Here is a 13,235-nt window from a genome sequence, read left to right on the forward strand (position 1 = left end):
AGGAAATGCCATGGAATTCGACAAGCTGCTCCGCCTGATGGTAGAAAAGGGCGCCTCTGACCTCTTTATAACGGCGGGTGTACCTCCGAGTATGAAGGTCAATGGCCAGGTGATCCCGGTCACCAAGACCCCGCTCAGTCCTGAAAAAACACGCGAGCTGGTCTTGTCGGTAATGACCGACCGGCAGCGCATTGAATTCAATGACACCCAAGAGTGCAATTTCGCAGTCTCGGCGCGTGGCATTGGTCGGTTCCGGTGCAGTGCCTTTCATCAGCGCAACCTCGCCGGTATGGTCTTGCGCCGTATCGAAACACGTATTCCACGGATCGAAGAATTGGGCCTGCCCGATGTGATTAAAAAGCTGGCCATGACCAAGCGGGGCCTGTTGATCTTTGTCGGGGCAACCGGGACCGGCAAGTCGACCAGCCTGGCGGCGATGATCGGGCACCGTAATCGCAACTCCAAGGGTCACATTATTTCCATTGAGGACCCGATTGAATTTATACATCAGCACGAAGGCAGCATCGTGACTCAGCGGGAAGTGGGCATCGACACCGACAGCTTTGAAGTGGCGCTCAAGAACACCCTGCGCCAAGCGCCCGATGTAATTATGATTGGCGAAGTGCGTACGCGCGAAACCATGGAATATGCGATGGCCTTTGCCGAAACCGGGCACCTCTGTTTGGCAACCCTGCACGCCAATAACGCCAACCAGGCGCTCGATCGGATCATGCATTTCTTCCCCCACGAGCGGCAGCGGCAGCTGTGGATGGATCTATCACTCAATCTGAAAGCCATCGTCGCGCAGCAGTTGGTGCCGACACCGGACGGTCTGGGTCGTAAGGCGGTGATCGAGGTGTTGATCAATACCCCTCTGGTATCCGATCACATCCGTAAGGGCGATGTCCATCTGTTAAAAGACCTGATGGCCAAATCTCCCGAGCTAGGCATGCAAACCTTTGATCAGGCACTGTTTAAAGGGTACAGTCGCGGGGAACTGACCTATGAGGATGCCCTGGCCCATGCCGATTCCGAAAACGATCTGCGTCTGATGATCAAATTGGATCAGGAAACCGACCCACATCATTTAAGCGGCCAAGCGGCCAAATTGAGTATTCAGGATTCAGATGACTATTAACAACAGGGCGCTACTGCGTGGCGCACCCCAGTCGCGCGCGCAATGGTCCGCTCACACCTATTATGCGGTGTCGCGACCATGAGCAACACCTATACCCGACTCCAAAGCCCCTGTGTGAAGCTGTGCACGCTGGACGACGCAGACACCTGTCTCGGCTGCGGTCGGTCATTGGCGGACATCAAGAACTGGTCCATTGTCAGTCCGGCAGAGCAACAACAGATCCTAGATCGGGCCGAGCATAGACTGATTAAGATTCAGCGCTGTTGAGCCGCGCTTGGATCCGGGCCTGTGCCTGGGCGAGTCGAGGTTGGTTGGGGTGGCTCTGCTGGGCTTGCTCAACGATGAGCAGCGCTTTGCGATCCTGGGCAACCGACTCCAGAATGCCCACCTTTTCCAGGATCAGGCTAATCTGATCCTTACGTTGCCGGCTGGCCATGCGCCTACCGACCATGCGCAAATAGTAAATAAACACCACGACCAGCATGACCAGTCCGACGCCACCTAATTCCATCTGAGCTCCCCTTTATCTATACCCACTGCCCAGAGTATAAACCATGGCCCTGATGTGATGTATCGGCAAGCTTGCCTTTACGGCAAAATACCCGCTATGGTCTATCGATCAGTACAGGAGTAGGCGAGTATGGAATTTGATTTCATCATTGTTGGCGGCGGTTCAGCCGGAGCGGTGTTGGCCAATCGACTGAGCGAGGATCCGCAGGTGAGTGTTGCCCTGGTGGAATTTGGTGCCACCGACCGTTCTATGGCGATCCATATGCCCTTCGGCATGATTGTTACGGTGCCCACGCCTTATCTCAACTATGCCTACAAGACCATCCCCCAACCCGGCCTCGGCAACCGACGCGGTTACCAGCCACGGGGCAAAACCCTGGGCGGTTCCAGTGCCATTAACGCGATGATTTATGTGCGCGGCCATCAGCAGGATTATGACGATTGGGCCGCGCTGGGTAATGCCGGCTGGTCTTGGTTAGATGTCCTCCCCTACTTTAAAAAATCCGAACACAACGAACGACTCCAGGGCCCACTGCACGGCCAAGGTGGGCCCCTGAATGTCGCCGACCTGACCAGCCCAGCGGGTGCCCGAACGGCCTTTGTAGCGGCCGGCCGTGCTGCCGGTTTTAAGGAAAACAGCGACTTTAATGGTAGCGATCAGGAAGGCGTCGGTAGCTATCAGGTGACCCAACAGAACGGTCGGCGCTGCAGCAGTGCCACGGCCTATTTACACCCGGCGTTGGCACGACCCAATCTAACGGTGTTGACCCAAGCACGCGTCTTGCGCTTGTTGACCGTGGCGAAACAGTGCCGAGGGGTAGAGCTGTTAATCGGCGGGCAGCGCCAGAGCCTGAACTGCCGGCGCGAGGTTATTCTCAGCGCCGGTACCTTTAACAGCCCGCAGCTGTTGCTCTTATCGGGTATCGGGCCGGCCGAGCACTTGGCCAGTCACGGCATTGCTGTGGTGCATGAGCTGCCCGGCGTAGGGCAGAATTTGGTCGATCATCCGGACTTTGTAACCAGCTATCGTGCGCTACTGCGCGACGTATTGGGCGCGTCGCCGATCGGTATCTGGCACCTGTTGCGTGATGTCTGGCGTTTTAGCCGGGGCAACCCGAACAGCCTGATGAGCACCAATGGCGCCGAAGCCGGTGGCTTTTTAAAGACCGATCCGAGTCTCGATCGACCCGATATTCAACTTCATTTTGTCGTCGGGATACTGCAAAACCACGCTCGTAGCCTGTCGCCTTACCATGGGGTCAGCTGTCACGCCTGTGTGCTGCGCCCGACCAGTCGCGGCTGGGTGCAGCTGGCCTCGGCCAATCCGCTGGACGCGCCCTTGATTCATCCCAACTTTCTTGCCACCGAGGCTGACGTTGCCGCGTTGCTGCGCGGCGTACGCTTAATGCAGCGGATCATGGCGGCGGCGCCGCTGGGGCAATATGCGGCCACGGAAATGCAGCCAACCCACGCCCTGACCGATGCGCAACTGATCGCCGAGATCCGCCGCCGAGCCGATACGGTCTATCATCCGGTGGGCACTTGCCGCATGGGCCAGGACCGTTTGGCGGTGGTCGATGCACAACTGCGCGTTCAGGGTATGACCGGATTGCGCGTGGTCGACGCCTCGGTGATGCCAACCCTAATCGGTGGCAATACCAGCGCACCGACCATTATGATCGCTGAAAAGGCGGCCGATCTGATCAAGGCGAGCTATGCGAACTAGTCATTAGTCGACTTAGTCAGAGCAAACGGCCGCTTTTGCACATCGTCGTGCCGAGCTAAAGGCAGAATTGCGTATCCCAGGTTTGATTCTGGAACTGCATCATCAGGCTATTCCCCACTTGCAACCTGACCTCGGCGCGCACCCGAAAGCCGGAGGTGTCTAGCTGAAACTGCACCGAATCGCTCGCAGCGAGTTTGTCGATTTTAAAGGGCGGGGTCCAGATGGGTTGATAGCGCTCCTCCAAGGTCAGGGTGATCGGAATGATGCCATTTAGATCCGCCTCCGCCGCATTGTTCACCCGTTTCATGATATCCCCTAGCTTCACCGTCAAGGTCGTCGCTCGATCGGTGATTTTTTGCGCGCTGCGGTAATCGGTGTTGCCACAGCGTCCGGAGGCTATTAAATAGCGCTCGTCACCGGCTGACTCGGTTAGATTTAAGGTGATGACATCATCCTTAAAAAAAGTCTGACCGTCGAAACTATTATCCTCGGATATGCGCACGGCGGCGATAAGGGGCAAGCTTTGGCGGCCTACCGTATCAACCTGCAGATCGGTGATCAGGCCTGAGTCTCTGGACCGCAAACCATAGCGGCCTCTTTGATTGCTGGCGATCAGCGCCTCGGTCGACCCATCGGCATAGGCCACGGAGATTTGGGCACCGTTCATCCGCACCGGTTGGGCCCAAAGCCCTCGAGTTAAAAAGACATCCAGTTCGCTCAGTGACGCGCCCTGATTCAATCGAACTTTGATATCGAGCTGATCCGGGTCGACATCCTGAATATTAATTGCAGCACAGCCGCTCAGGCCAGCAAGGCCAAGAAGGGCGAAAAAAGCGAGCCGAGCCAAGTTGCCGCACTGTGCCAACGATGAGTCTGTCATGAAATCGATCCTGTTCCGGGGTAGCTTGACCCATTAAGGCCGGCCAGTGGGCCAACCGATTACTGGGACTGCAGGCCCTAGGGCAAAAGTCCGTTGCCGCCGAGTCAGGGCGACGCGCGGTGTAGGCGCGAAATATCTATCCTATTCTAGAGTATTATTGGCCGATCAACAGTGTCTTTAGCAGACCGGGCCGCTGACATGCTAATTAGATAATCAATTTGCTTAATTGTATTTCACCAACAGTCGTTTAGCATTGTTCGAAAATAATTTAGCCATTACGAGGTAGAGCTGGTGCAGCAACTAATCATCAATGGCGACCTGGGTGGACCCACCTTCATTTTTGCCCATGGCGCCGGGGCGGGTATGGATTCTGAGTTTATGAATCGGGTCGCGACCGGTCTGGCCGAGCGCGGCATTCGCGTCGTGCGGTTTGAATTTCCCTATATGCAGAAAAAGCGCGACACCGGCAAGCGGCGACCACCCGATCGACAACCCAAGCTGCTCGACCACTTCAAACAGGTCATTGAGCAGGTCAACCTGTCTCGGGTTATCATTGGCGGTAAGTCGATGGGTGGACGGATGGCCACGGTACTGGCTGCAGAGCAGTCCTATGCCGGGGTGGTGGTGCTCGGGTATCCATTTCATGCTTTGGGCAAGCCGGAAAAGGTCCGGGTGGATCACTTTCAGACCGTTGAATCTCCGGTATTGATTTGCCAAGGCGAGCGCGATTCGATGGGCAATCGCGCCGATGTCGCGCAATATCGTTTGCCGAGCAATGTGCACATCGATTGGTTTACCGATGGTGACCATGATCTCAAGCCACGTAAAGCCAGTGGCTGCACGCACACGGCGCATTTGGACAACGCCATCGAACGAACCAGTCGATTCATTCATCAGATGGCAGCACGCTAACAGAGAGCTAATTGGGGTGGGCTCTAATGGGGCCTTATCCTATACTGATCGTCAAATCTGACTTTTACCAAAGGTGACTGCGTGCTCCGTTATAAAATAATACCGGTAACAGCCTTTCAACAAAATTGCTCGCTTGTGTGGTGTGACCAGAGCCGGGAAGCGGTGCTCATTGACGCCGGTGGTGATGTTAGCGTGCTGCGGCACCAAGTCGAGGCGTTAGGGTTAACGCTGACCGCAATCTGGTTAACCCATGGCCATCTGGATCACGCCGGTGGCGCGCAGGACCTGCGCGAGCAGCTCGGTTTGCCAGTCATTGGACCGGCCCAGGCCGATGATTTTTGGCTTGCGGGCATAGAAGCACAGAGCCGCAGCTACGGCCTGACCGGTCTGCGCAATGTGTTACCCGACAGCTGGTTGAACGATGGCGATACAGTTCAGGTCGGAGCGGAGAGCCTAGCGGTCATTTCGGCGCCAGGGCATACGCCGGGCCACGTCATCTTTTATCATGCCAAGCAGCAGCTGGCTTGGGTGGGCGATGTTATCTTTGCCGGATCAATTGGCCGGACCGACTTCCCCAAGGGCGATCACGCGACCCTTATTGCCTCCATTACCGAAAAGCTTTGGCCGCTGGGCGATGATGTGAACTTTATTCCCGGCCACGGTCCTGAGTCGACCTTCGGAGTTGAGCGCAAGACCAACCCCTTTGTCGCCGATTATAAGTTTGGCTAAGGTTTTTCGCTCAAGCCGCTGGCATCATGATCCCTCCCGAGCCCTCTCGGGCGGCTATAGCAATGGGCTGGCCAGTTGCGCCAAGCTCTCCGCTACACGCTGGTACACGGGCCGCTGATGCCAGTCGCTGAGCAGCAGTTGTTCGGAGCGGCGACAGTAACCGTCGGTAATGGCGCGCACCTGTTCGCAGAAGGCGACATCGTCGACCACCAGAGTGGCTTCAAAGTTGAGCCAGATAGAGCGCATGTCGAGATTAACCGAGCCGATCAAGACCAGGTGATCGTCCACGATCACCGTTTTGGTGTGCAGCAGGCCATCGGTAAAGCGTCGGATCACGACCCCCGCCAACAATAGTTCCTGATAAAAAGATCGCCCGGCATATTGGGCCAACTTACTGTTGTTTTTACGGGGTACGATGACGGTCACATCGAGCCCGCGCTTGCCCGCCGATTTAAGGGCCTGCAGCAACGACTCATCAGGTACAAAGTAGGGTGTGGTGAGCACGATTCGTTGGCGGGCATTGTGGATCGCAGTGAGCAATACCTGGAGCAGTATTTCCTCATCCAGGGCGGGGCCGCTCGGCAATAATTGCATCAGGTTCGCGTGGCGCTCAGCAAAAGTGGGGTTGGCTAAGCTATCCGCTAGGCGCACACCGGTTTCCATTTCCCAGTCAAAAACCAGCGTGCCTTGCACGAGCTTGGCGATATCGCCTTGAATTTTAACCATGATATCAACCCACGAACCGACTCCCATATGCGCATTAAAGAACGCGGGGTCGGCCAGGTTCATCGATCCGGTATAGGCAATGCGATTATCGATGGCGATCAATTTCCGATGCTGACGCAGGTCCTGACGACGCAGGCTCATACGCAAGACATTGGCGTAGAGCACTTCCAGTACCTGTACCCCCGCTCGGATCAAACGCTGGCAGCGCTGGCTGCGCAAAAACCGGTGCGAGCCAACGCTATCGAGCATCAGATGGACCTGGACGCCGCGTTGTGACGCGGCAGCCAAGGCGGCCAGGATATTCACCACCTGGCCCTGGTCGTCAAGAATATAGAACTCGAGGAATATGACGGTCTGGGCTTGGTCAATGTCGACTTTCAGGCTCTCAAACAATCCGTCGGCGGCATCGAATAGGGCCCATTGGCTGCAGGACAGGGCGGGCATGCCAATACTGCTGCGAGTCAGTTCCATCACCGGGCCGAGGGACTGCTGGGGCGGGAGCAGGGCGCGTTGTGTCGATAGGATGCGTTGTAACCAAAGCGAATAGAATTGGTACTGTCGCTTGGCCCGCTCGGCGCGCATGCGGCCGAGGTAATGTTCACCTAGGAGCAAATAGCAGAAGATGCCAAGTATCGGCAGAGTATAGACCAACAAGAGCCAAGCTAAAGTGCTGCCGAGGGGTCGGCGTTTTAGAAGAATACGCAGACTCAGTGCCACCAGTGCGGTGACGTATACGAGCAAGCCGAGTGACCCCAGCCAATCCCATCTCATCGTGACCCATATCCCTAGGGACGTAACCGTTAGTTTAGCGTGCAAGTCAGGGCGTAAAAGACATTTGTCTGATCACAGCTGCGCCGCAGTAGTACCCAACCATAAGAGCCTGGGCCAATCCGTCACAGGCGAACCCAGGCAGGCTTTAATGATAGCAATAGACCCAGCCGCATGCCTGATTTTATCGGATTAGAGGCGTCAAAGGAGGGCATATTTTTTAAGGAATTAGCCTCAAATTGCCCTGAAATCGGCTGTAAGTGATTGTTTTGCAGGGTCTTTATTTAACTTCACGGGTGCATTGACTCTGCTGCTCAGTATACATACAATACGCGTCCCTCAAATTTGGGGGTATTAACGCTGTTTAACAATCTTGGAGCTTTGGTCACATGCAGAACCAAAAGATCAGAATTCGCTTGAAAGCTTTCGATCATCGTTTGATTGATGCGTCGACTCAAGAAATTGTCGACACGGCGAAGCGTACAGGCGCGCAGGTGCGTGGACCTATTCCACTCCCTACACGTAAAGAGCGCTTCACTGTGCTGGTCTCTCCACACGTGAACAAGGATGCGCGTGATCAGTACGAAATTCGTACTCACAAGCGCATGCTCGATATTGTCGAACCAACCGAGAAAACAGTGGATGCACTGCGGAAGTTGGATTTGGCAGCTGGTGTGGATATTCAAATTAGTCTCGGCTGATTTCAAGTAAAAAGTAGATATCTCTACTGTAACGGCTCTTTACTGTCGAAAGGCGGTCCGGAGCGGCCATAGCGGGTTTTAGCCCCGTACATAGAGGAAATAAAGATGTCAATTGGTTTGATTGGCCGAAAAGCGGGTATGACTCGTGTCTTCACTGAAGAAGGCAGTTCCATACCAGTCACGGTCGTAGAAGTTAAGCCTAATCGTATTTCACAGATTAAATCTGTCGAAGTCGATGGCTATGTCGCTCTCCAGCTCACCGCTGGCACGAAGCGTACAAATCAGATTAGCAAAGCAGAGGCAGGTCATTTTGCGAAGTCTAATGTTGAGATGGGTGTACTGACACGCGAATTCACAGTTGCAGATGCTTCCGAATACGAAGCGGGTAAAGAGCTAACTGTTGAATTGTTTACCGCGGGTCAAAAAGTTGATGTGACCGGAACCTCCAAGGGTAAAGGCTTCGCTGGTGCGATTAAGCGCCACAACTTTAGTATGCAAGACGCCACTCACGGTAACTCCCTTTCTCACCGCGCGCCCGGTTCTATCGGTCAGTGCCAGACGCCTGGTCGGGTCTGGAAAGGTAAGAAAATGGCAGGTCACATGGGTGCTGAGCGTTCAACAACTCAATCTTTAGAAGTCGTCCGTGTCGATGTCGAGCGCAATTTGCTGCTCATCAAGGGTGCTGTTCCAGGTGCAACTGGTTCACACGTTTTCGTTCAACCTGCGGTTAAGAGCTGAGAGAGGTAGCAATGGATATTCAAGTTGCTGGCAATGCTAGCGCCAAGGTTGAGTTAAACGAAGCAACCTTCGGTAACGAATTTAATGAAGCATTAGTACATCAGGTCGTCACAGCGTTTTTAGCCGGTGCCCGTCAAGGCACAGTCGGTACTAAAACTCGCTCTGAAGTTGCTGGTGGCGGTGCTAAGCCCTGGCGTCAGAAGGGTACAGGCCGCGCGCGCGCCGGTACTATTCGTTCGCCTATATGGGTTGGTGGCGGTCATACGTTCGCCAGAAAATCACAAGACTGGTCGCAGAAAGTTAACCGCAAAATGTATCGCGGTGCTATGAAGTCGATCTTGTCTGAGTTGGTTCGTCAAGAGCGTTTAATTGTAGTGGCCGATATGAATTTCGATCAGCCTAAAACAAAAGCGTTTTTGGCAAAAATGAAAGAACTCGATGTCACAAGTGCATTGATTATTGCTGACGAAGTTGATCAGAATCTATATCTGTCTTCACGTAACGTTCCACACGTTGAAGTAAGCGATGTCGCCGGGCTTAACCCAGTGAATCTCGTAGCTTATGATAAGGTTGTGATCACTGTTGCGGCGATTGAGAAGCTTCAGGAGGTGTTCGCATGAACCAGGAACGTGTCTATCAAGTCGTTTTCGGTCCTCACATCTCGGAAAAGGCAACAATCGTAGCGGAAGGTAATAGTCAGTACGTATTTCGTGTGGCTAACGATGCTTCTAAACTTGAAATTAAAAAAGCTGTAGAGCAGCTTTTTGAAGTGAAAGTTGATTGTGTCCGTACTCTTATACAAAAGGGTAAAACCAAGCGCACACAACGAGGTGTCGGCAAGCGTAATGACATCAAGAAAGCTTACGTTCGTCTAGCTGCAGGTCAGGAAATTGATTTCCTGGCAGCAGAATAAGGTAGGGGTCTCGAGCAATGGCAATAGTCAAAGCAAAACCGACGTCCCCCGGACGTCGTCACCTCACTAAGGTTGTTGGAGCTGAGTTGCACAAAGGTGCGCCTCACGCAGCCCTTCTTGAGAAGAAGTCCAAATCCGGTGGTCGTAATAACAACGGTCGCATTACGACTCGTCACATTGGTGGCGGTCATAAGCAGCACTATCGTTTAGTTGATTTCAAACGCAACAAAGATGGCATTGTCGCAAATGTTGAACGTCTGGAATACGATCCAAACCGTACCGCACACATCGCATTGGTTTGCTATTTAGATGGTGAGCGTCGCTATATCTTGGCACCAACTGGCTTAAAAGCTGGTGACAAGATAGTTTCTGGTGAACACGCTCCGATCAAAATTGGTAACTCCATGCCGTTGCGCAGTATTCCGGTCGGTTCGGTCATCCATAACGTTGAGATGAAGCCAGGTAAAGGCGGGCAGATGGCTCGTTCAGCCGGTACATCGATTCAGTTGGTTGCCCGTGAAGGTACCTACGCTACCTTACGTCTTCGCTCTGGCGAAATGCGTAAAGTGCTTGCTGACTGCCGCGCTACGTTAGGCGAAGTGAGCAACTCAGAACACAGCTTACGCCAACTCGGCAAAGCAGGTGCTTCTCGCTGGCGCGGTATACGTCCAACGGTCCGTGGTGTTGCCATGAACCCGGTGGATCACCCGCACGGTGGTGGTGAAGGTCGTACTTCTGGTGGCCGACACCCAGTTACTCCTTGGGGCGTTCCGACCAAGGGTTACAAAACACGCTCGAACAAGCGTACAGACAAGTATATTGTCCGTCGTCGTTCTAAGTAATTATTTAAGAGGAAAAGGCTGTGCCACGTTCACTTAAGAAAGGTCCATTTGTCGACCTGCACTTGATGAAAAAGGTAGAGGCTGCACTGGAAGCGGGCGAAAAACGACCAATTAAGACTTGGTCGCGTCGCTCCACAATCTTCCCAGATTTTGTTGGGTTGACCTTTGCAGTCCATAATGGCCGTCAACATGTACCGGTGTTTGTTACCGAAGATATGGTCGGTCACAAATTGGGCGAGTTTGCATTAACTCGCACTTTCAAAGGTCATGCTGCGGACAAAAAGGCTAAGCGCTAAGGGGCGGATATGATGGAAACACAAGCTGTATTACGCGGTGCACGTCTGTCTGCTCAGAAAGGCCGTCTAATCGCGGGCTTGATTCGCGGTAAGTCGGTTGCTGAAGCTTTGGACATATTAACGTTCTGCCCTAAAAAAGGCGCAGAGCTAGTTAAGAAGGTTTTAGAGTCTGCAATTGCAAACGCTGAGCATAACAATGGTGCGGACGTAGATGAACTCGCAGTTACAACGGTCTTCATTGATGAAGGCGTGACGATGAAGCGAATTAGCCCACGTGCGAAGGGCCGAGCGGATCGTATCTTAAAACGTACGAGCCATATTACGGTCAAAGTTGCCGAGCTGAATTAAGAGGAGACATTCTAATGGGTCAAAAGGTTCATCCGACTGGTATCCGTCTCGGCATCACCAAAGACCATAATTCGGTCTGGTATGCAGGTTCAGATACCTATTCTGAGAAGCTGCTGAACGACATTAAAGTTCGTCGCTACTTAGAAAAGAAATTAGAGAAGGCTTCTGTTAGCAAGATCGTTATTGAACGACCTGCGCAGAACGCGAAAATCTTCATTCATACCGCTCGACCAGGTATTGTCATCGGTAAGAAAGGTGAAGATGTTGAAGTGCTGCGTCAAGAATTGACCAAAATGATGGGCATTCCTGTACACATCAACATCGAAGAGATTCGCAAGCCCGACTTAGACGGTAAATTGGTTGCTCAGTCAATCGCTAGCCAATTGGAACGACGCGTTATGTTTCGTCGTGCCATGAAGCGTGCGATGCAGAATGCAATGCGTTCGGGTGCTCAAGGTATCCGTGTTCAGGTAAGTGGTCGCTTAGGCGGCGCTGAAATCGCTCGTAATGAGTGGTACCTGGAAGGTCGCGTGCCATTGCACACTCTGCGTGCCGATATCGATTACTCGACTGCCGAAGCGCACACTACTTATGGTGTGATTGGCGTAAAAGTTTGGATTTTCAAAGGTGAAATTTTGGGTGGCATAGAAACTGTTCGTGCTCAAGCCAAAAGTCAGCCTAAGAAAGCCGTTAAGCGATAAGGGGTACGTAGATGTTACAACCAAAACGTACAAAGTTTCGTAAGATGATGAAAGGCCGCAACCGCGGTCTGGCAGAACGTGGAAGTAAGGTAAGCTTCGGTGAGTACGCACTGAAGTCGGTCGGTCGTGGTCGACTTACTGCACGTCAAATCGAAGCGGGACGTCGAGCTATGACACGTCACGTTAAGCGGGGCGGTAAAATCTGGATTCGCGTATTCCCAGATAAGCCAATTACCAAGAAGCCTCTCGAGGTTCGTCAAGGTAAGGGTAAGGGTAACGTTGAGTACTGGGTTTGCCAGATTCAGCCCGGTAAAGTTCTTTTTGAAATGGCTGGTGTAACTGAAGAAATCGCACGCGAAGCGTTCCGCTTAGCAGCTGCGAAGATCCCAGTCCCAACTATTTTTGTTAAGCGACAGGTGATGTGATGAACGCTAAAGATCTTCGTGAAAAGTCAGTAGAAGAGCTTAAAGGCACTCTGTTGGACTTGCTGCGCGGTCAATTTAAATATCGCATGCAACGGGCGACGGGCCAATTGACCCAGAACCATTTGCTTAAGCAGGTCCGTAGGGACATTGCTCGCGTTAAAACTGTACTGAACGAGAAAGCAGGTGCCTGATATGTCTGAAACTACAGCTCGTACCGTAACTGGTCAAGTGGTCAGCTCTAAAGCTGACAAGACTGTCACTATATTGCTTGAACGCAAAGTGAAGCACCCGATTTACGGGAAATTCGTTAAGCGTTCAACCAAGCTACATGCTCATGATGAAAAGAATGAGTGTAGCCTGGGCGATACAGTAACAGTCGAAGAGTGCCGTCCTATGTCCAAGACTAAGACTTGGCGGTTGGTTCGTATTGATGAACGCGCAGTTCGCGTTTAATTCGGGAGTTTGAGAGATGATCCAAACAGAATCCGTATTGGACGTAGCTGACAACAGCGGTGCCAAACGTGTCCAATGCATTAAAGTTTTAGGTGGTTCACACCGTCGTTACGCCAACGTTGGCGACTTGATCAAGGTTTCTGTAAAAGAAGCCGTTCCTCGCGGAAAAGTGAAGAAAGGTCAAGTAATGAACGCGGTCGTAGTGCGCACTAAGAAAGGTGTTCGTCGTCCGGATGGCTCAATTATCCGTTTCGATGTGAACTCAGCGGTATTGTTAAACGCCAACCTGGCGCCGGTAGGTACTCGTATCTTCGGTCCAGTGACGCGTGAACTCCGTACTGAAAAATTCATGAAAATCATTTCCCTGGCACCGGAAGTACTATAAACCCCTTAGGGGGTTTTTTTACGAGACGGAAGCAGGAAGTAGAG

20 protein-coding genes are annotated in these 13,235 nt (G+C 52.9%); 17 read left to right on the plus strand and 3 right to left on the minus strand.

Annotated elements, in window-relative coordinates; all coding sequences use genetic code 11:
• Positions 1 to 10: 10 nt before the first annotated feature.
• Positions 11 to 1,138 (plus strand): PilT/PilU family type 4a pilus ATPase, encoded by a 1,128-nt coding sequence (locus REIFOR_RS01630; protein WP_100255903.1) that lies wholly within the window; start codon positions 11 to 13, stop codon positions 1,136 to 1,138.
• Between the two features lie 78 nt (positions 1,139 to 1,216).
• Positions 1,217 to 1,405 carry a DUF1289 domain-containing protein gene (locus tag REIFOR_RS01635; protein WP_100255904.1) on the plus strand — a complete coding sequence of 63 codons (189 nt, stop codon included), beginning with the start codon at positions 1,217 to 1,219 and terminating at the stop codon, positions 1,403 to 1,405.
• Here the strand turns inward: REIFOR_RS01635 and REIFOR_RS01640 are convergent.
• A complete protein-coding gene (locus tag REIFOR_RS01640) occupies positions 1,386 to 1,649 on the minus strand; it encodes a hypothetical protein (RefSeq protein WP_100255905.1) in 264 nt (87 codons plus the stop codon). The two genes, REIFOR_RS01635 and REIFOR_RS01640, sit on opposite strands and share 20 nt — an antisense overlap.
• Before the next feature lie 129 nt (positions 1,650 to 1,778).
• On the opposite strand from REIFOR_RS01640, the gene REIFOR_RS01645 reads away from it, so the two are divergent.
• Positions 1,779 to 3,374, plus strand: a complete 1,596-nt coding sequence (locus tag REIFOR_RS01645; RefSeq protein WP_100255906.1) for a GMC family oxidoreductase — start codon at positions 1,779 to 1,781, stop codon at positions 3,372 to 3,374.
• Between the two features lie 55 nt (positions 3,375 to 3,429).
• Here the strand turns inward: REIFOR_RS01645 and REIFOR_RS01650 are convergent, their stop codons facing one another.
• Positions 3,430 to 4,254 (minus strand): hypothetical protein, encoded by an 825-nt coding sequence (locus REIFOR_RS01650; protein ID WP_100255907.1) that lies wholly within the window; start codon positions 4,252 to 4,254, stop codon positions 3,430 to 3,432.
• A 291-nt stretch (positions 4,255 to 4,545) separates the two neighbouring features.
• Here REIFOR_RS01650 and REIFOR_RS01655 point away from each other — a divergent pair, with 291 nt between their 5' ends.
• Positions 4,546 to 5,166 carry an alpha/beta fold hydrolase gene (locus REIFOR_RS01655; protein WP_145980208.1) on the plus strand — a complete coding sequence of 207 codons (621 nt, stop codon included), beginning with the start codon at positions 4,546 to 4,548 and terminating at the stop codon, positions 5,164 to 5,166.
• 81 nt (positions 5,167 to 5,247) lie between these two features.
• Entirely contained in the window at positions 5,248 to 5,895 is a 648-nt protein-coding gene (locus REIFOR_RS01660; RefSeq protein ID WP_100255908.1) for an MBL fold metallo-hydrolase, read from the plus strand.
• A gap of 54 nt (positions 5,896 to 5,949) precedes the next feature.
• Here the strand turns inward: REIFOR_RS01660 and cls are convergent, their stop codons facing one another.
• The gene (gene cls, locus REIFOR_RS01665) at positions 5,950 to 7,392 is read right to left on the minus strand and encodes a cardiolipin synthase (RefSeq protein WP_100255909.1); all 1,443 of its coding nucleotides are present in this window, start codon (positions 7,390 to 7,392) and stop codon (positions 5,950 to 5,952) included.
• A 386-nt stretch (positions 7,393 to 7,778) separates the two neighbouring features.
• On the opposite strand from cls, the gene rpsJ reads away from it, so the two are divergent.
• The 12 genes from rpsJ to rplN all read left to right on the plus strand — a co-directional run bounded on the left by rpsJ (position 7,779) and on the right by rplN (position 13,191).
• On the plus strand, positions 7,779 to 8,090 hold the full coding sequence (gene rpsJ, locus REIFOR_RS01670) for a 30S ribosomal protein S10 (RefSeq protein WP_100255910.1): 312 nt from the start codon (positions 7,779 to 7,781) through the stop codon (positions 8,088 to 8,090).
• A 105-nt stretch (positions 8,091 to 8,195) separates the two neighbouring features.
• The gene (gene rplC / locus REIFOR_RS01675) at positions 8,196 to 8,828 is read left to right on the plus strand and encodes a 50S ribosomal protein L3 (protein WP_100255911.1); all 633 of its coding nucleotides are present in this window, start codon (positions 8,196 to 8,198) and stop codon (positions 8,826 to 8,828) included.
• Between the two features lie 11 nt (positions 8,829 to 8,839).
• Entirely contained in the window at positions 8,840 to 9,448 is a 609-nt protein-coding gene (gene rplD / locus REIFOR_RS01680) for a 50S ribosomal protein L4 (protein WP_100255912.1), read from the plus strand.
• On the plus strand, positions 9,445 to 9,741 hold the full coding sequence (gene rplW / locus REIFOR_RS01685; protein ID WP_100255913.1) for a 50S ribosomal protein L23: 297 nt from the start codon (positions 9,445 to 9,447) through the stop codon (positions 9,739 to 9,741). Before rplD ends, rplW begins: the two co-directional genes overlap by 4 nt.
• Before the next feature lie 17 nt (positions 9,742 to 9,758).
• Complete coding sequence (gene rplB / locus REIFOR_RS01690) at positions 9,759 to 10,583, plus strand: 50S ribosomal protein L2 (RefSeq protein ID WP_100255914.1); 825 nt, start codon at positions 9,759 to 9,761, stop codon at positions 10,581 to 10,583.
• A gap of 20 nt (positions 10,584 to 10,603) precedes the next feature.
• Entirely contained in the window at positions 10,604 to 10,879 is a 276-nt protein-coding gene (rpsS, locus tag REIFOR_RS01695) for a 30S ribosomal protein S19 (protein ID WP_100255915.1), read from the plus strand.
• Between the two features lie 12 nt (positions 10,880 to 10,891).
• Positions 10,892 to 11,227, plus strand: coding sequence for a 50S ribosomal protein L22 (gene rplV / locus REIFOR_RS01700; protein ID WP_100258664.1), 336 nt, complete (start codon positions 10,892 to 10,894; stop codon positions 11,225 to 11,227).
• Positions 11,228 to 11,241: 14 nt separating this feature from the next.
• Positions 11,242 to 11,928 carry a 30S ribosomal protein S3 gene (rpsC, locus tag REIFOR_RS01705; protein ID WP_100255916.1) on the plus strand — a complete coding sequence of 229 codons (687 nt, stop codon included), beginning with the start codon at positions 11,242 to 11,244 and terminating at the stop codon, positions 11,926 to 11,928.
• Positions 11,929 to 11,939: 11 nt separating this feature from the next.
• Positions 11,940 to 12,353: a 50S ribosomal protein L16 gene (rplP, locus tag REIFOR_RS01710; protein WP_100255917.1), complete on the plus strand. Its 414-nt coding sequence runs from the start codon at positions 11,940 to 11,942 to the stop codon at positions 12,351 to 12,353.
• Positions 12,353 to 12,544, plus strand: a complete 192-nt coding sequence (gene rpmC, locus REIFOR_RS01715; protein WP_100255918.1) for a 50S ribosomal protein L29 — start codon at positions 12,353 to 12,355, stop codon at positions 12,542 to 12,544. Before rplP ends, rpmC begins: the two co-directional genes overlap by 1 nt.
• 1 nt (position 12,545) lies before the next feature.
• Positions 12,546 to 12,806, plus strand: coding sequence for a 30S ribosomal protein S17 (gene rpsQ, locus REIFOR_RS01720; protein ID WP_100255919.1), 261 nt, complete (start codon positions 12,546 to 12,548; stop codon positions 12,804 to 12,806).
• A gap of 16 nt (positions 12,807 to 12,822) precedes the next feature.
• Positions 12,823 to 13,191: a 50S ribosomal protein L14 gene (gene rplN, locus REIFOR_RS01725; RefSeq protein ID WP_100255920.1), complete on the plus strand. Its 369-nt coding sequence runs from the start codon at positions 12,823 to 12,825 to the stop codon at positions 13,189 to 13,191.
• Positions 13,192 to 13,235 lie beyond the last annotated feature (44 nt).

Origin of the sequence: Reinekea forsetii (genome assembly GCF_002795845.1) — a bacterium.
GTDB classification, from domain to species: Bacteria; Pseudomonadota; Gammaproteobacteria; order Pseudomonadales; family Natronospirillaceae; genus Reinekea; species Reinekea forsetii.